General features: G+C 31.8%; 13 protein-coding genes and 1 other annotated feature. Of the genes, 12 read left to right on the plus strand and 1 reads right to left on the minus strand.

Going from position 1 to position 19,525, the window contains the following annotated elements; genetic code table 11:
* The first annotated feature begins 3 nt into the window (after positions 1-3).
* The 11 genes from JHL18_RS06855 to pyk all read left to right on the plus strand — a co-directional run bounded on the left by JHL18_RS06855 (position 4) and on the right by pyk (position 17,731).
* Positions 4-1,194 carry a Ger(x)C family spore germination protein gene (locus JHL18_RS06855; RefSeq protein ID WP_200267439.1) on the plus strand — a complete coding sequence of 397 codons (1,191 nt, stop codon included), beginning with the start codon at positions 4-6 and terminating at the stop codon, positions 1,192-1,194.
* A 10-nt stretch (positions 1,195-1,204) separates the two neighbouring features.
* Positions 1,205-2,323 carry a GerAB/ArcD/ProY family transporter gene (locus JHL18_RS06860; RefSeq protein WP_200267441.1) on the plus strand — a complete coding sequence of 373 codons (1,119 nt, stop codon included), beginning with the start codon at positions 1,205-1,207 and terminating at the stop codon, positions 2,321-2,323.
* 86 nt (positions 2,324-2,409) lie between these two features.
* Positions 2,410-2,626: a binding site (T-box leader), on the plus strand.
* A gap of 438 nt (positions 2,627-3,064) precedes the next feature.
* Entirely contained in the window at positions 3,065-4,348 is a 1,284-nt protein-coding gene (aspS, locus tag JHL18_RS06865) for an aspartate--tRNA(Asn) ligase (RefSeq protein ID WP_200267443.1), read from the plus strand.
* 490 nt (positions 4,349-4,838) lie between these two features.
* Positions 4,839-5,723 (plus strand): RNase adapter RapZ, encoded by an 885-nt coding sequence (gene rapZ / locus JHL18_RS06870; protein WP_200267445.1) that lies wholly within the window; start codon positions 4,839-4,841, stop codon positions 5,721-5,723.
* Complete coding sequence (locus JHL18_RS06875) at positions 5,720-7,042, plus strand: gluconeogenesis factor YvcK family protein (RefSeq protein WP_200267447.1); 1,323 nt, start codon at positions 5,720-5,722, stop codon at positions 7,040-7,042. The genes rapZ and JHL18_RS06875 overlap by 4 nt, the downstream gene beginning before the upstream one ends.
* Positions 7,043-7,058: 16 nt before the next feature.
* Complete coding sequence (whiA, locus tag JHL18_RS06880) at positions 7,059-8,009, plus strand: DNA-binding protein WhiA (protein WP_200267449.1); 951 nt, start codon at positions 7,059-7,061, stop codon at positions 8,007-8,009.
* A gap of 271 nt (positions 8,010-8,280) precedes the next feature.
* Positions 8,281-9,276 carry a DUF4349 domain-containing protein gene (locus JHL18_RS06885; protein WP_200267451.1) on the plus strand — a complete coding sequence of 332 codons (996 nt, stop codon included), beginning with the start codon at positions 8,281-8,283 and terminating at the stop codon, positions 9,274-9,276.
* 258 nt (positions 9,277-9,534) lie between these two features.
* On the plus strand, positions 9,535-10,488 hold the full coding sequence (locus JHL18_RS06890; protein WP_200267453.1) for a galactose-1-phosphate uridylyltransferase: 954 nt from the start codon (positions 9,535-9,537) through the stop codon (positions 10,486-10,488).
* A 147-nt stretch (positions 10,489-10,635) separates the two neighbouring features.
* On the plus strand, positions 10,636-14,217 hold the full coding sequence (locus JHL18_RS06895) for a DNA polymerase III subunit alpha (RefSeq protein WP_200267455.1): 3,582 nt from the start codon (positions 10,636-10,638) through the stop codon (positions 14,215-14,217).
* A 704-nt stretch (positions 14,218-14,921) separates the two neighbouring features.
* Positions 14,922-15,881 carry a 6-phosphofructokinase gene (gene pfkA / locus JHL18_RS06900; RefSeq protein WP_200267457.1) on the plus strand — a complete coding sequence of 320 codons (960 nt, stop codon included), beginning with the start codon at positions 14,922-14,924 and terminating at the stop codon, positions 15,879-15,881.
* A gap of 431 nt (positions 15,882-16,312) precedes the next feature.
* Positions 16,313-17,731, plus strand: coding sequence for a pyruvate kinase (gene pyk / locus JHL18_RS06905; RefSeq protein ID WP_200267459.1), 1,419 nt, complete (start codon positions 16,313-16,315; stop codon positions 17,729-17,731).
* A gap of 609 nt (positions 17,732-18,340) precedes the next feature.
* Here pyk and JHL18_RS06910 read toward each other — a convergent pair.
* Positions 18,341-18,685, minus strand: a complete 345-nt coding sequence (locus JHL18_RS06910) for a hypothetical protein (RefSeq protein ID WP_200267460.1) — start codon at positions 18,683-18,685, stop codon at positions 18,341-18,343.
* Between the two features lie 380 nt (positions 18,686-19,065).
* Here JHL18_RS06910 and JHL18_RS06915 point away from each other — a divergent pair, with 380 nt between their 5' ends.
* Positions 19,066-19,428, plus strand: a complete 363-nt coding sequence (locus JHL18_RS06915; protein WP_200267462.1) for a DUF1540 domain-containing protein — start codon at positions 19,066-19,068, stop codon at positions 19,426-19,428.
* The last annotated feature ends 97 nt before the right edge of the window (positions 19,429-19,525 follow it).

Raw genomic sequence — 19,525 nt, forward strand, 5'->3', positions numbered from 1 at the left:
GATATGAAACTGATTTTTAAACTGATAAGCATAATTCTAATAAGTGTAAGTCTTGTAGGATGCTGGGGGGCGAGAGAGCCTTCACAAATATCTATTGTAACAGCTCTAGGTATAGATAAAGAAGATGAAAATTATTTAGTAACGGTTCAAATACTAAACCCTGGTTCCATTGCTTTAAGTAGAAATTCAGAAGGAACTCCTGTAACAACCTACAGAATGGAAGGAAAAACTATAGAGGAGGCTGTAAGAAGATTAAGTCTGGAGATTCCTAGAAATATATTCCTAGGACATCTAAGATTATTAGTGTTTGGAGAAGACTTAGCTAGAGAAGGTATTGGAAAAACACTTGACTATTTACTAAGAAATACTGAAATAAGAAGTGATTTTTATCTAACGGTAGTAAAGGGCGAAAAAGCAACAGAGGCGCTTAATATATTAACTCCCTTGGAGAGAATACCAGCAAACAAAATCTTTTTTTCTTTAGAGGTATCGGAAAAGATATGGGCTGCAACTGCTAGTGTAAAATTATTTCAATTCATTGAAACATTGCAAAAGGAGGGAGCCGAACCAATACTAACCAGCATATTTGTACATGGCAATAGTGATGTAGGAATGAACATAGAAAATATAGAGAATGTAGATGTTCCATCAAACATACAAATTGGTCCAATTGCTGCATTTAAAGGAGATAAATTGATAGGGTGGTTGAATGACCCTCAGAGTACATTAATAAATATTTTAATAGGTGACTCAAAGGGATTTTTAATAATGGTTCCATGGGAAGACCCTAATGAGTTTGTTAATCTTTCTACTGAAAAACTGAGTAGAAAAGTAATTGTTGAAGAGGTAATGGGAAAACCAAAAATAAAGGTGGATATAAAAATAAAAGCTTCTATTACGGAAGCTATGGGAATTATACCCGTAGATAAACCTGCTACTGTAACACAAATAGAAAAGAAGACTGAAGAATATCTAAAATTAAGATTTAGCAAATCTACAACAGAGATACAAACTCAATTCCAAACAGATATATTCGGATTTGGAGAGATAATTAAGAATGAGAGATTAGATTTATGGAAGAGTATTTCAAAGGATTGGAATAAGGTATTTCCTACTCTTCCTGTTGAGTACAATGTTAAAGTAGAAGTGACAGGCACTGGTACTACTACGAAATCACTTAAGCCTTCGCATTAAGGAGTGTGTTATGAATAATAAAATAAGTTCGAGACAATTTCTTAGGATGATGATTTTATTCCAACTTGGAAGTGCCATAGCCATACCTTTAGCAACAAGTGCAAAACAAGACGCTTGGATTGTTATATTAATAGGAATGGCTTTTGGAACCATATTGACTTGTGTTTATCTTAGCATATTTAACAAAAGTGAAGGAAATAACTTAAGTGAAATATTAGAAGAACTTCTCGGTAGAAAATTAGGTAAGCTTATAGCATTATTATACATAGCATATTTTTTATATACCGCAAACAGAGTAATAAATGACTTTAGGATTATTATAAAATCAACTGCATTACCTCAGACGCCAAATATAATGGTTATATTTATTATGAGTGTTCCAGTCATATATTGCAGTTATTTAGGTGTAGAAGCGATGGGAAGAGGGGCTGTACTGTTACATAAAGTTGTTATGTTTACTATAGTGATACTTTTTTTATTTGCATTTATTAATAAGCTTCCCAAAATAGAAAGATTAGAGCCTGTATTAGAATATGGATGGGAACCTATTCTAAAAGTACTATTTCCGTTAGCTATAGCAGTTCCTTATGGTGAAACTCTAACTTTTATGAATATATATAGTAATGTAAAGGATAAGGACGTACATCAAATAAGAAAAATAGCACTTTTCTCAAATGTAATTAGTGGTTTGATATTAGCTGTGACATCAGCTATTAATGTAGCAATAATTTCAGCAACTGTTGTGGAACTATCAATATTCCCAGTGCTGAAAACAGTTGGTAGCATACAGATTGGGACCTTTATACAAAGGCTTGATGTTCTTGCTATATTACTATTAATGTTAGGTGGGTTTTATAAAATTCTTATATTTTTTTATTGCTCAGTAGAAATGACAATGAGTGTTTTTGAAGTGGATATAAGGTATAGAAGCTTTTTAACAGTAGTTCTTGGAATGATAATGATAGTATTATCTTACTATCTGATGGTTAATCCAATACAACATTTTCATATAGGGTTAGATATAGTACCCTTATATGTACATGTGCCATTACAATTTATTATACCAGGAATTTTATTTATCCTTTCAGTTGCTCGAAAAAAGAATAGATATTCTAAGACTTTGGGATAATATATTAAATACTAATTGAAGTATATTCCACTTGTAATTAAAATCCGTATTTACAATTAATAACAAGTGGTGTATAATCAATAGAAATAAAATCAATGAAGAGAAAAGTAAAAGTGTAATAATAACTTAAGCGAGTGGGGATGGTGTAAGCCCATGTTAAGATACATTTTGAAGGACATCTCTGAGATGCAATGCTGAAAGATTTATCTAGTAGGCTGAGCCGGGTAAAGACCGTTATATTGTAGAGATAGCTTTTGTTAAGTTAATTAGGATGGTACCGTGAGTATAAAACTCGCTCCTTTGGGAGTGAGTTTTTTTTACTGTATAGAAAAGTATGAAATTTTTAAGCTGATTAAACATATATATTTTAATGCTTTTAGAAGCCTTTTATGGCTATACAGTAAAAAAATAACACTTATTTTCCTTCCAGGTTTTTGAAATTGATTAACTTAGTATAAAGCTAAATAGGGTGGCACCGCGTATTTAACGTCCCTTGAATTTATTCAAGGGATTTTTTGCTGTATAGAGAATTATAATGTTTTTAAAGTAGTTAAACCTAGAGATTTCAATGCTTTTGAAAGTTTTTTATTGCTATACAGCAAAAAATAAAACTTGTTCGCTCGCCAAATTTTCCTCATATACATTAGGAAAGGCAGATGCGTAAAAAAAGCTCACCGAAGGAGGTCACTTCAGCGACTTTTTCATTATCCAGGAAACTTAAATAAAGAGGAGGAAATAGTAATGGAAAGAACATTAATCAGTGAACTTAAAAGTGGAGAAAGAGTTAAAATTCAAGGGTGGTTTCACAAGATAAGAAGCTTAAGCAAAGTAAGTTTTTTAGTTATTAGAGATCGAAGTGGTATGATTCAGTGTGTGATAGAAAATGATAAGTTTGAAATGCAAGGGATAAAGTTAGAATCAATACTAGAGATATGGGGAACTGTAGTAGAAGGAAAGAATTCCATTAGGGATATTGAACTTCAAGTAGAAAAGATTAATACAGTGAATTTAGTAGAGGAAGAATTACCTATAACTATTAATACCAGTAAGATTGAAAGTAATCTAGAAACTCAACTAAATAATAGAGTACTAAGTTTAAGAAATGAGAATAATAACTATATATTTAAGATTCAAGCAATGCTTTCACAAGGATTTGCTGAGTTTTTAATAAATGAAGGATTTACTCAAATATATACACCTAAACTCGTTGCTGAGGGGGCTGAAGGAGGGACTGCACTATTTAAGGTTAAGTATTTTGAGAAGCAAGCTTATTTGGCTCAGAGTCCTCAATTTTATAAACAGATGATGGTTGCGTCAGGATACGAGAGAGTTTTTGAGATTGGTCATGTTTATAGAGCAGAAGAGCATAATACATCAAGACATATTAATGAATATGTTAGCATGGATTTAGAACTAGGTTTTATAGAGGATGAACAAGAACTTATAAAATTAGAAACAAGAATGTTGAAATTCATACTTGCTAAGATAGAGGATAATTTTAGCGATAAGCTTAACGCTTTAGGTATATCTGTACCTGAAATACAGGAAGAAATACCACAAATAACGTTGTCAGAGGCTATAGAAATACTAAAAATGAGATATTCACGTGAGGACCTTACCACAGATTTAGATCCTTCAGCAGAAAAACAGATATGTGAGTATGCAAAAAAAGAGCTTAATTCAGAGTTTATATTTATTACAGATTATCCTAGAAGTAAAAGACCTATGTATACAATGCCTAAAGGAGAGCTTGGGACTCGAAGCTTTGACTTATTATTTAGAGGAGTAGAAATAACTACAGGGGGCCAAAGGATTCACGAGTATTCAAAGCTTATAGAAAATATTAAATATAAAGGGTTAAATCCAGAAGACTTTAATTTTTATCTTGATGCATTTAAATATGGTATGCCCCCACACGGTGGATTAGCAATAGGGTTAGAAAGACTAACAGCCCAACTTTTAGGAATTAATAATATAAGAGAAGCTACTTTGTTTCCAAGGGATAGAACAAGGCTAAAACCATAAATAAGTGCTGGTAATTTTAAACACATACCTTAACATGAAAATTGTATATCTATAAAAGTGATAATATGTGGTATAATTTAATATATAAGGACATCTATATTAAGTGAGTATAAGTTATACTGATTGGAAAATCATTGTTCTAAGGATTTTGTATAATTTATAATTTGCATTTAGATATATAAGAATATTGATTTGATTTTTAACATAATTGTTTACTGTAGAGATATCTACGGAAATTTAATTTATATATTTTTCAAGATTATGGTGAAAATAAAATAATCAATAGATAAGTTAACAGTTAAGCGTAATGTGCCGGTTAAGTAACTAAGTGATTTTCAAGCACTTCAATGTTTTCAAAAGAGACTAAGAAGATATAAGTTTGCTTATAGAGTGGTACATCAAAAGATGTGCCACTTTAATCCTTAGATAACTTTAAAATTATAATAGGTTCTCAGTCAGTGACTGGAAGAAATTAGCGAGGAGGATGTTTATGAGATTTGTAATAGTAACTGGTCTTTCTGGAGCAGGTAAGACAGAAGCAACAAGAAGTTTAGAAGATTTGGGATACTTTTGCGTAGATAATTTACCTCCAAAGCTTATAAGTAAGTTTGCAGAGGCGTGTCAGCAAAGTGATGGGAAAATTGATAAAATAGCTCTTGTAATGGATATAAGAGGTGGAATATTTTTTGATGATTTATTTGAAACACTTCATTCACTAAAAGAGAATGAACTTAAATATGAGATATTATTTTTAGAAGCTTCAGATGATGTTCTTGTGAAAAGATTCAAAGAATCTAGAAGGAGTCATCCACTTGCTCCAGATGGAAGAGTTATAAATGGAATAGAAGAAGAAAGAAAAAAGCTTAGAGAAATAAAGGATAGAGCAGACAACATAATAGATACTTCTAAATATGCAATAAGAGATTTAAGAGAAAAGCTAAATCTTTTATATGGTAGTGGAACTACAACTGAAAGACCGTTGTCAATTACTGTAGTATCATTTGGTTTTAAATATGGTATTCCTATGGATTCTGATTTAGTATTTGATGTAAGATTTTTACCTAACCCGTTTTATATACCAGAGCTTAAACCTTTCTCAGGAAATGATGAGCCGGTGAAGAATTATGTATTAGAAAAGGTTGAGACTAAAGATTTTATGTTAAAGATAGAGGATATGCTTAAGTTTTTAATTCCTAACTATGCAAAGGAAGGTAAAAGACAACTTATCGTATCTATAGGTTGTACTGGAGGAAGACATAGGTCAGTAGCTATAGCTAATGCAATCTGTGAAACTTTAAATAGTGATGGATTTAAGGCTAGTATTGAGCATAGGGATGTTAACGAAGATGTTAACAGAGGAGCTAAAAAGCTATGAGGCTAATAGATTGGCTAAAGCCAGGAATTAAACTTAAAAGATGGATAGTGTATGCAATATTAGGTATTCTATTTATAGCGTTTGGTCTAAATGAACTAGTGCAACATAAGATTTATAATATTCCGTATAAGGTGTTTTTTGTTTTTTTAAATATAACAGGAATTTTCATAATTTATGTATCGGTAACAGAAGGTATAAGAGCTGTAATAGCGTTAATGAATAAAGGATATATAAAGGTTTCTTTCGATAACGAAAAGATAGAAAATCTTATCTACGAAAAGAGACTTTTAGTAAAAGGGCCTAAGATTGTAGTTGTAGGTGGAGGTACGGGACTTTCTACTATGCTTAGAGGTTTAAAGTATTATACATCTAATATTACTGCAATAGTCACTGTTGCAGATGATGGTGGAGGTTCCGGAGATCTGCGTGAGGATTTAGGGATTCTTCCTCCTGGAGATATAAGAAACTGTATATTGGCGCTTGCTGATACAGAACCACTTATGGAAGATTTGCTTCAATATAGATTTACTGATGGTAGATTAAAAAACCAAAGCTTTGGTAATCTATTTTTAGCAGCCATGGATGGAATATCTGATAATTTTGAAGACGCAGTTCAAAAAATGAGCTCAGTACTTGCAGTGACTGGTAAGGTTTTGCCGGTGACTTTGGAGAATATGCAGCTCAAAGCAGAATTAGAAAACGGGCAGATTGTTGAAGGTGAATCAATGATTCCTGAGATTGCCTATGAGAATAAAACTAGGATAAAGAAGTTGTCTATAATACCTGAGGATGCAAAGCCTCTAGATGACGCACTAAATGCTATAAGAGAGGCCGATGCCATTGTATTAGGGCCAGGAAGTCTGTATACTAGTGTCATTCCTAATATGTTAGTAAAAGAAATAACTTATGCTGTTAAGAGAAGCAAGGCCTTTAAAATTTATGTATCTAATATAATGACTCAGCCAGGAGAAACAGATGGATTTAAAGTATCAGATCATATAAAAACTTTAAATGACTATTGTGGAAAAGATACAGTTGATTGTGTAATTGCTAATGTGGACAATATATCAGATGACCTTAAAAAGAAATACTTGGAAGATGGATCGGAGATAGTTGAACTGGATTTATTAGAATTACAAAGAATGGGGTTAGAGGTAGTAAAAGCTAATCTGGTAAATATTAATAAAGGACTCATAAGACATGATTCAGAAAGATTAGCTGAGATAATAATGCAGACAGTGATGGAAAAGAAATTACTGTATGATAGAAAAAAGATACTAGAATATATGTACTTATCACAAAGATTAAAGGAAAAGTAGCAAGGAAGGGGTATTTATGTCATTTTCATCAAAGGTTAAAGGAGAAATATGCAGATATACTGATTTAAGCAAAGCTGAGGCCTTAGCTGAGTTATCTGCGATTATGAAAGTCAGCGGAACATTGGCTTTTAGTGGCAGACAGATAAGCTTTAAGATAACCACAGAAAATCCAGCGTGTGCAAGACTTGTTTTTACAATTTTAAAGGATCACTTCACCATACATTCTAGGCTTATGGTAAAGAGAAGTAATTCACTAAAAAAGAATAATATTTATATGGTTCTTATAACCGAGGAGATGGGTGTTAAAGAACTATTAAAAGAAACTGGTATTTTAAAAGAAGTAGATGGAATGACTACCCTTGACTATAGAATAGATGAAGAGCTTATTTCAGATGAAGAAAAAAGAAAGGCTTATGTTAGAGGAGCATTTATTGGGGGCGGTAGCATTAGTAATCCTGAGAAAAACTACCATCTCGAACTAGTTACCCATTCTTTAGAATATGCAGAAGACCTAAGAGATGTAATTAATACCTTTGCACTTAACTCAAAAGTTATTCAAAGAAAAAATAGTTATATTGTTTACATCAAGGAAGGTGAACAAATAGTAGATTTATTAAATGTTATAGGTGCTCATTCTTCTTTATTAGAGCTCGAGAATATAAGAATTATGAAAGAAATGAGAAATAACGTAAATAGACTAGTTAATTGTGAAACTGCAAATTTGAGTAAGACTGTGAATGCTGCTGTAAGACAAGTTGAGAGCATAAAACTTATACAAAGACAGATAGGGCTCGCAAGATTGCCTAAAAATCTTAGAGAGGTTGCAGAACTTAGATTATCATATCCTGATGAATCACTGAAGGAATTAGGTGAAATGTTAGATCCACCTGTAGGTAAATCAGGAATAAACCATAGATTAAGAAAGATAGAAAAGATTGCGGATGAAATAAGATCTGGGCAAATTTAAAATAAAAAAGTTATAGGATTAGGAATAAAAGGCATGAACTTTTTATACCTAATCCTATTTTTGTTGTACAGGAAAATGAAATATTGAAAAAATATGAACTAGTTAATAAAATATTAATAAATTTTGTAATTATGGTGTCTTTATTAAAATAAAATCGTATATATAAGTAAGATGATATTGTTTTCAGAATATTCAGATTTGATTATATTAGTTTGAGTTATCTATAGTTTAAAGGGTTTCAATAAGCAATAAAATATAAAGGGGTAGTGTCATGAGAAAAAAAGTTCTTTTTAAAATTGTTGCAGCTTTAATTATAAGCTCATCAGTAATGCTGACGTCATGTTCTTCTTCTAAAAAAGATATGGGTACATCTAAATCAAGTAGTAGTGCACCTCAAAGTAGCAATGATGGAAAGTTAAGTGTAACCAGTGATGAAGCAGCAAAAGCAAAAAATAGTACTGTGGGGCAAGCAAATGGAGCTGAGAATGGAGCAGGTACTGATCAAAGTAAAAGTAATGCAGATAGCAATGAAAAAAATGATGTTAAAGCTGCAGAACAAAGAAAAATAATAAAAAGCGGAGAACTGACCATACAAAGTTTAAAATTTGATGAAAGTATAAGCTCCATTACAAAGGCAGTTGAAAAGTTGGGCGGGTACATTGAAAACTCATCAATAGATGGTAAGAAAACAGTGGGGCAGGAACAATTTGTGGCTAGAAATGCAAAGCTTCAAGTAAAAATACCTAAGGATAAATTTGATGGCTTTATTAGTGATACAGGTAATTATGGGACGGTTATATTTAAATCTATAAAGGGTGAGGATATTACTTCATCTTATTTTGACACAGAGGCAAGAGTCAATTCTTTAAAAGTTCAAGAGGAAAGGTTATTAGAACTATTAAAAAAATCAGGATCACTTAAGGATGTTTTTGAAATAGAGCAACAACTGTCTAATATAAGATATCAAATAGAATCATTAACTGGAAATCTCAAGAAATGGGATAACCTGGTTGAATTTTCCTCTTTAACTATAAATATAAATGAAGTTGAAGAGATAAAAGCTGTTGATAAGGCTCCTAAAGGATTTGGAGAAAAATTAGTTTATAATTTTAAACAATCAATTATATCCTTAGGAGCACTATTAAAAGGTTTTGTGTTGATTATAGCAAGTGCTTTACCATATCTAGTTATATTAAGTGGAATAGCTTTTGTAGGACTGAAAGTATATAAAAGAGTGAACAAAATTAAAGAAGATAAAAATGTATAAATAAACTACTTCAATTCTTAGACTCAAAATAAAGAATTCGATGGTTCTACGAATTTTTATTTTTATAAGTTTCAAGTAGGAAGTAATTTATCTATAAAATAATAAAAAAAATAAATGCCTAAATTCATGAAAGTTGAGAAAATTGCTATAATGTAATAATAGCAATTTTTTCGTTTTTTAAAGCATTGTGCTTAAAATAATCTAGTTTTAGCAATGGAGATATATAGAAGTGTCCATAATTATAAGGAGTAGGATTATATGAATGAGATAAGAATAGATAATCTAACTGGTAAGCAAGTGATAATAGCTACAAATAGAAGGGCTAGACCTATTGATAATAGGAATAGGCAGGAAGAACATATTAGTTCTGAATTACAATATAACCATAGTGAATGTCCATTCTGTAAAGGAAATGAATCTGAAACACCATATGAAATATTCAAAGTAGGGGATGAAAACTGGAGTGTTAGAGTTGTTAAAAATAAATATCCTACTGTAATAGAAGATGGTGATACAATTAAGGGTTATCACTATGTTGTTATTGAAACGCCAAAGCACAATATAAAACTTTATCAATATAAGGCGGAAAAGTGGAGAGATATATTTGTTGCGTATAAGGATGTAGCTGACAAATGTTTTAGTGATAAGGATATAAAGTATTTACAGATTTTTAAGAATTATGGTAGGGAAGGTGGGGCTTCTTTAGAACATCCACATTCCCAAATTGTTGCCTTGAATTTTACTCCTCAAAGTAAGGTGTTAGATGACAACTATTGTAAGGTATGCGAAGAAGTTGAATCAGAGTTACTTGCAGTAAAAAGAATCATATTAGATAGAGGTAATTATATAGTTTATGCGCCATATGGATCTTCACTTCAATATCAACTAAGAATAGCATATAAACACCATAAAGGTTCTTTTGAAGAAACATTCAGTGAATATGGAATAGATGAACTTTCGAGATTGTTTGAAGATGTGTTTAAGATAATATATGAAAGTCTGGGGGATATACCTCTTAATATATGTTATTACATTTATAAGGATAGTAATTGTTACCACCATTTATATATTGATATATTGCCAAGAGGAAGTTTTTTTGCGGGTTTTGAGATGAGTACTGAAGTTTATATAAATGTTATTTCGCCTGAAGAAGCAGCAAATAAGTTTAGAGAATCTACTGCTTATGTACATGTCAATAAAGTAGAGTTATAATAGTTACACGATACTTTTAATAAGAATAGTTTTTGATAAAAATAGATAAAATACAAAGTTACACTTTCACTAAATTAAGGTGCTGTTAGCGCACCGTGTTGAAATTAAAAAAGGTTATTTAGTATAAACAAAAAGGAGGATACTGGGTTGAGTGATAAGAAATTTACTCATCTTCATCTCCATACTGGATATAGCTTGCTAGATGGATCAGGAAAGATAGATAAGGTAGTAGCTAAGGCAAAAGACCTTGGAATGGATAGTATAGCTATAACAGATCATGGAGTAATGTATGGATGTGTTGATTTTTATAAAGCAGCAAAGAACGTAGGGATAAAACCTATATTAGGCTGTGAAGTTTATGTAGTGCCTAAGTCAATGTATATAAAAAATATCGACTCAGATAATAAAACATATCATCTTGTTCTTCTTGTAAAAAATGAAAAAGGTTATGAAAATTTGATGCAGATAGTATCAAAAGCATCTACTGATGGGTTTTACTACAAACCTAGAACAGATCATAAGTTTTTAAGTGAACATAGTGAAGGATTAATCGCACTAAGTGCTTGCTTAGGTGGAGAAGTTCAATCAAATTTATTAAACGGAAATAGGGAAAGAGCAAAAGAAGCTGCATTATTTTACAAGGAAACCTTTAAAGATAATTTTTATCTTGAGATACAGTATCATGGAACTGATGATGAACGAAAAGTTAATGATATGAATATAGAATTAGCTAAAGAGTTAGATTTACCTCTGGTAGCAACAAACGATGTTCACTATATAGAAAAGAAAGATTCCAGATCTCATGATGTTTTGCTTTGTATACAGACTGGTAAAACTGTAGAAGAAGAGAATAGAATGAGGTATCCATCAGATCAGTTCTATTTAAAATCATCTGAAGAGATGTGGGATATGTTTTCTTATGTTCCAGAAGCATTGGAGAATACCCAAAAGATTGCTGAGCAGTGTAATTTTGATTATGAATTTCATACATCAAAGCTTCCTAAGTTTCCATTGCCTGAAGGAACTGATCCCTTTGAATACATGACGGAGGTCTGCTTTAAAGGGCTGATTGAAAGATACGAAGTGTTCAATGACTTCTTAAATAAGGAATTTGATTTAAATAGAATACTAGAGTTTGGACAAATAAATGAAGAAGCTAAGATTTATATAGATAGATTAAATTATGAATTATCTGTCATAAATCAAATGGGATATGTAGACTACTTTTTGATAGTGTGGGATTTTATAAGATTTGCAAATGAGAATGGAATACCTACAGGGCCAGGAAGAGGCTCTGGAGCTGGTTCATTAGTAGCGTATACACTTGGAATTACAAAGATAGATTCAATTAAATACAGTTTGCTATTTGAGAGATTTTTAAATCCAGAGAGAATAAGCATGCCTGATATAGATAGTGACTTCTGCTATGAAAGACGTCAGGAAGTTATCGATTATGTAGTAGAAAAGTATGGAATACAGAATGTTTCTCAGATTATAACCTTCGGTACTATGGCTGCAAGAGGCTGTATAAGAGATGTAGGAAGAGCAATGAACTATTCCTATAGTGAGGTTGATAAAATAGCTAAGATGATACCTACAATGCTTGGGATAACTATAGAGAAGGCATTGAATTTAAATCCTGAACTAAAAAGTGAGTATGATAATGATCCAAGAGTAAAAGAATTAATAGATATAAGTAGGGAATTAGAAGGGCTTCCAAGGCACTCTTCTACTCATGCAGCTGGAGTAGTAATTGCTTCGAGACCTTTAGTAGAGTATGTTCCATTACAAAGAAATGAAGATAATATAGTAACGCAGTTTGATATGGGTACCCTTGAAGAACTTGGTCTTTTAAAAATGGACTTCTTAGGACTTAGAACTTTAACAGTAATGAAAGATGCTGTAGATATGATTAAGCAGAACCGTGGTATAGACATAGACCTCGATAAAGTGGATTTTGAGGATAAAGATGTGTATAAGATGCTCGGTGAAGGAAAAACAGTTGGTGTATTCCAATTAGAATCAGCAGGGATGACCTCCTTTATGAAGGAACTTAGACCAGATTCTTTAGAGGATATAATAGCCGGAATATCACTTTATAGACCAGGTCCTATGGCTGAAATACCAAGATACATAGAGAATAAAAAAAATCCTGATAAGATAACATATCTGACTCCACATTTAGAACCGATTCTAAAGGTTACCTATGGTTGCTTAGTATATCAAGAGCAAGTTATGGAGATAGTTAGAAAACTCGGTGGGTATTCAATGGGACGTAGCGATCTTGTTAGAAGAGCTATGTCTAAGAAAAAACATAAGGTTATGGAAGAAGAACGTAAGAACTTCATCTACGGAATTGTGGATGAAAACGGAGAAATTGAAGTTCCGGGATGTCTTAGAAATGGTATATCTGAAGAAATAGGCAACAAAATTTTTGATTCTATGATGGATTTTGCTTCGTATGCATTTAATAAGAGTCATGCGGCTGCATATGCAGTAGTAGGATTTCAAACTGCATACCTTATGAAGTACTATCCTGTGGAGTATATGGCGGCTATGTTAAATTCAGTTATGGGTATAAATGAAAAGGTAGCCTACTATATTAACTTTGCTGAAAGTCTTGGAATACAAGTATTGCCACCAGATATAAATGAAAGTTACTCTAAATTTACGGTTAAAGGAGATACTATTAGATTCGGACTTGCAGCTATAAAAAATGTAGGAATGAATGTAGTGGATAGTGTAGTAAAATCAAGACAGGAAAAAGGACATTTTAAATCACTTATTGATTTTGCAAACAAAGTAGATCTTACGACAATAAATAAAAGAGCAACGGAAAGTCTTATAAAGGCTGGTGCTTTTGACTGCTTCAAGTTATTCAGATCAAGACTTCTTGCAGTTTATGAAAAAGTACTAGATAGTATAGGCAATCAAAGAAAAAGAAATATAGATGGACAAATAAGTTTATTTGGAAATGAAGAAAGTTCTGCTTTTGATGCACCAACAATAAAGTATCCTGAAATAAAAGAATTTGATAAAAAATATCTTTTAGCTATGGAGAAAGAGATGACAGGTCTTTATATCACAGGACATCCCTTGGATGAGTATGCCCAGAGCTTAAAGCTTCAAACTTCAATGAGGATTGAAAAAATACTGCTTTCTCACAATCAAGTTTTGGAAGAGGATACTCTGGGGGAAGCAATAGACACTAAAATTATAGTGAATTCATCCGTAAGTGATGGTGAAAGAGTTGTTCTTGGAGGCATAATATCTGAAGTTTCAAGGAAAGTAACTAGAAATAATACAATTATGGCGTTTATAAAACTTGAAGATCTTAGTGGTATAATTGAAGTAATAGTTTTTCCTAAGACTTTAGAAAAAGTAAATAGCCTTATAAATGAAGACTCTCTTGTTGTTGTTAGGGGAAGAGTGAGTTTAAAAGAAGATGAACTCCCAAAGCTAATATGTGAGGAGATACAGCCTCTCGAAAAGTTGAATTCTTCAAAAATATATATAAGAGTCCAGGACAATGAAAAAGCTAGAACAGTAAATAAGCTTTTAAAAAGCATACTAGAACCATTTAAGGGAGATACTCCAGTTTACATTTTTTCAGAAAAGGAAAGACAAAACTTTAGGTTAAGTAAAGATCTTTGGGTATCACTAGATGGTGATATATTATCAACATTAAGGGGATATTTTGGGGATGAAAATATAAAAGTTGTGGATTAAATTTAGGTGCTATTAAAACACTGGGTCAAAATTAAGTGGTTATTCATCCGATGCATTGATGAGCATTCGCAAAGAATTAATATGATTTCTTCATATTCCATGGCTAAAACTGTAAACTCACTACGTTCGAACAATACAGTTTATTAACGCCATTCCATCTGAAAAAATCATTTGATTCTAATAGCTCGCTCATAGAGCATCTCCTGTATAACCACTTAATTTTAATAATAGTCTTTAAGTGAAATTAATATATTCAATTGTTAAATAAATTTAACAGTCTAAGGAAGCTTTAGCTATATGGTGTTCCTTAGACTTTTTTTTTGAAAAAATTTTAAGATTAAGTTAAAGAATTTCAATTATTTTTTAACTAGATATAAAAAAAACACAAAAAGGATATAATAATTTGTATCAATCCCTAATGTTTCGTCAATTATTTCTATATTTCAACACAAAAACATTGAAAATTGTGAAAATATTAGTTAGAATTTACTTGGATGAATTTAATTGGAGTACAGATAATAAGATTTATCAGAATATTCAAATGTTAAGAAGTTAAACTTTATAAAGATATTTTGACTAATTTTCTAATTTTGACATTGAAAAATCTTCGTACTTTATGTAAAATTAATCTAGTTAATAAATGTGGGTAATATTTAGCACGGGTGGGACTCAAAGTGTCCACAATGTGTGGAGGAGGAAATATTATGAAAAAAATTGCTGTTTTAACAAGTGGTGGAGATGCACCAGGAATGAATGCTGCTGTAAGAGCGGTAGTAAGAATGGCTTTACATAATGGATTAGAAGTTATGGGTATAAAAAGAGGTTACGCAGGTCTTATAAATGGAGAACTTTTCAAGATGGATAGAAGTAGCGTATCTGATATTATCCAAAGAGGTGGTACAATCCTAAGAACTGCAAGATGTGAAGAGTTCAAACAAGAAGAAGGAAGAAAAAAAGCTGCAAACATATTGAAGGCTTATGGTGTTGATGCACTTGTAGTTGTTGGTGGAGATGGATCATTCACAGGTGCTAAGCTTATATCTAAGCTTGGTGTTAAAACAATAGGTCTTCCAGGAACAATAGATAATGATTTAGCTTACACAGACTATACTATAGGCTTTGATACAGCTTTAAATACAGTTATAGACGCAGTAAATAAATTAAGAGATACTTCAACATCACATGAAAGAGTTTCTGTTGTAGAAGTAATGGGAAGACACTGTGGAGATTTAGCTTTATATGCAGGTCTTGCTGGTGGAGCTGAAGCTATAGTAGTTCCAGAAAAAGGATTTGACCAAGATGAATTATGCAAAACAATACTTGAAGGCAAGGCTAAAGGAAAGATGCATAATCTTATACTTCTTGCAGAAGGTGTTGGTGGAGCTGATGAGTTAGCTAAGCATATTGAAGAAGTTACAGGATTAGAAACTAGAGCTACAATACTTGGACATATACAAAGAGGTGGTAGTCCATCAGCATCAGATATAGTTCTTGCATCAAGAATGGGAGCTAGAGCAGTTGAATTACTACTTGAAGGTAAGACTTGTAGAGTTGTTGGTATAAAGAACAACCAAGTAATGGATATGGATATAGATGAAGCTTTAGCTATGGAAAGAAAGTTTGATAATGAGCTTTATGATATAGCATCTGCACTTTCATATTAAAATATATTTCATTTTAAGGTAATTATATGATAGAATGTAGTTTGCGTCTGTTTAAAGTTTTATTTAGGGTTTAAAGCTTTATATATACGTAAATGAAAATATTGTTTATATAATAAATATTTATTGCTTGCCAATATTTGTGGACACTTGTTCAGAAAAGGCAGATGCGTAAGAAAAAATCATCAATGAAAAGCGCATTAGCAATTGTTTTAGAGTAATACTAAGAGTATATTATACATGCCAAATTGAAGGTCACTTTTAGGGTAAGTGAATTTTTAATCGATTTATCTATAATAGTTAGATAGTTTTTACTAACATTTAGATAAATCAATGTCATGTTTTAATAGATAGATTAAGACGCTAAAGAAGAATTTAGATGTCACTAAACAACATGTATTTGGGGTTTAAAAAGAAAGAGGGAGTGTATTTTCATGAGAAAAACAAAAATTATTTGTACAATTGGACCAGCTAGTGAAAAAGAGGAAATTTTATCACAAATTATTGAAGCAGGAATGAATGTTTCAAGACACAACTTCTCCCATGGAGACCATGAAGAACATAGAGGAAGAATAAACTCAGTTAAAGAGTTAGCTAAGAAGTATGATAAGCAAATCGCTGTTATGCTTGATACTAAAGGACCAGAAATAAGAACAGGAAAGTTTGAACCAAGTAAGGTTGAATTAACTGTTGGTTCAGAATTCACAATCTATGCAGGTGGAGATGTAGTTGGAGACACAACTCAATGTTCAGTTACTTATGCTGGATTAGGAAATGATGTTAAGCCAGGAAATATGATTTTAATAGATGACGGTCTTGTAGGACTTGAAGTAACATCTGTAGAAGGAAACAAAATAAGCTGTGTGGTTAAGAATACTGGTGTTGTTGGTACTCATAAGGGTGTTAATGTACCAGGAGTTGCTATAAAGCTTCCTGCTATGACAGAAAAGGATATAGCTGATCTTAAGTTTGGATGTGAAGTAGAAGTTAATCTTGTTGCTGCATCATTCATAAGAAAAGCTGCTGACGTTGAAGCTATAAGAAAAGTTCTTGTAGAAAACGGCGGAAGTGATATTCAAATATTCTCAAAAATTGAGAATCAAGAAGGCGTTGACAACATAGATGAAATTATAGCTGTTTCTGACGGAATAATGGTTGCTAGAGGAGATCTAGGAGTTGAAATTCCAATAGAAAAAGTACCTTCAGTACAAAAGCTTATAATTGAAAAATGTAATACAGCTGGTAAGCCAGTTATAACAGCTACACAAATGCTTGATTCAATGATGAGAAACCCAAGACCAACAAGAGCAGAAGTATCAGACGTAGCTAATGCTATACTTGATGGAACAGATGCAATAATGCTTTCAGGAGAATCAGCAAACGGAAGCTGGCCAGTAGAATCAGTTCAAACAATGGCTAGAATAGCACAAGAAACTGAAAAGAAGTTAAGCTACGAATTAGCAGTTTCAACAGCTAAGAAGCATGTGCCTGCAATAGCTGGTGTTATAAGCAGAGCTGCTTGTAATGCTGCCCATGAATTGAAGGCTGCTGCAATAATAACTTCAACTCAAACTGGTGCTACTGCTATGAGAATTTCTCAAAACAGACCAGATTGCCCTATATTTGCAGTTACTCCAAGCGAAAGAGTTGCTAAGAAATTAGCTTTAAGCTTTGGTGTATATCCAATAGTTGCTGAAAAAGCTACAAGCACTGATGAAATAATAGAAGGTTCAGTTAAGACAGTTAAAGCTAGAGGTTTATTAAATAGTGGAGATACTGTAGTAATTTCTGCTGGAGTTCCTGTTGATCAAGTTGGAGCAACAAACCTATTAAAGATAAGCGTTGTTGAATAATTTTTAACATAAAAATGAGTGCAAATTGCACTCATTTTTTTACTTTATAGGAAACTATAAAATTTTTAAAAGCTAAACCTAGAAATACCAAAGGTTTAGAACAGCTATTTAGGATAAACAGTAAAAAATAAATCATATTCGCCTGTAAGTTTCCTCATATACATTCGGAAAGGCAGATGTGAAAAAAAGCTCACTGAAGAAGGTCGCTTCAGCGACTTTTTTATGTTTTAGGAATCACTCATGAAAGCAAAGCCTATACAAATTACAATGAAAAAGAACTTGTCTTTTACATAGCAAATTATAAAAATTTACAAAAAGGTATCATTATATTAATTTTGTTAATAGAAAATTTACAAATTTAAAAATAAATTTTTCCTTTTTTTCTGTATATTTTTTCTATTATATGTGAAAATAATAATAGGGATATAATGGCAACTGATCCTGTAAATCTTGCACCTAGTAATATAGGTGCGCTTTTTTTATTGTATAGGAATCACCGATGCAGATAAGCGCCTCAGAAACAATACTGAAAAAAGCTTGTCTTTTTTACAGAAAATTAAAATTTTGAAGTTAGTTAAATATAGATATTTCAATGGGTTTAGAAGCTTTTTATATTTTTCCGCATTTATGCAAATCCTCTAATATGGACATCTTTTCATTAAATTCTTTATCAGAAAGTATCTTTAAATCTCTCAATTTCCATAAAGCTTCTTTTTCTTCAGTTAACCTTCTTGCACTTTCAGATTTCTTATATTGTTGTATTATCTCTTCTTTTTGTGCATCAGAGATAAATTCTTTCTCATTTAAGTTATGGTGAACTGATAAAGTCTCGCTTTGATTAGACATGTTAAGTGCATTTTCTTCTTGTTTGAAATATCGGAATACGACATAGATTTTTATAGCTACAGCGCTAATAATCAGTAATACAGATATAAGCAATCCAAAGATAACCATTAGATACACTCCCCCTTAATACCCTAAAAGATAACATTTGTTAAATTCAGAATCTTGTGAAATCCTTTACTTAGGTTTATTATACATCTTTTAGTGGTATATTAGAACCCTTGACCGTTATTTTCCAATAAAAAAGAAATTTTCACTCTTTTGCAATTTATACCTTAATTATATCTGTAGTACATCCATAATTATGTGAAAAGGTTTAGGACGTAATATAAGTTAAAGAATAAAAAAAGAAAATATGTCGCTGTAAGATTCTTCACATACGCTCAGAAAAGGGTGATGCGCAAAAAATCCACTAAAGAAGATCGCTTTAGCGAATTTTTAATAATATAAATGATAAAACTATCGTTATATTAAAAAAAGGAGAGATTAATATGGCGAAGCTTAGTTGTAATGCTGAAAATTGTGTAAATAATGTTTCAGGTGCTTTTTGTACTGCTGGAGTGATTCATATAAAAGGAAATAATGCACATAGCTCAGAAGGAACAATATGCTCTACTTTTGCTGAAAAAAACTTCAAGAATGCAGTAATGAGTATGACTAATACTAATTATACTGGCGAGCTTATGCAAGTATTTTCAGGTAATGAGATAGCAGTAAGTCCTGGTATAAAATGTGGAGCTGTAAGATGTGTATATAACGAAAATGAAAATTGTCATGCACCAAATGTTCTTATTAATGGAGAGCATTCAGTAAGTCAATTAAGCACACAGTGTGAGACTTTTGTAGAAAGATAAAGTTAACCTTATACATACAGACTGTAAGATAAATTAATTGTCAAATACTAAATTATATGTTTTCATTAGTAGATGAATCGATATTATAGTGGGCTGA

Source organism: Clostridium yunnanense (assembly GCF_016595795.1).
In the GTDB taxonomy this organism is placed as follows: Bacteria; Bacillota; Clostridia; order Clostridiales; family Clostridiaceae; genus Clostridium_AR; species Clostridium_AR yunnanense.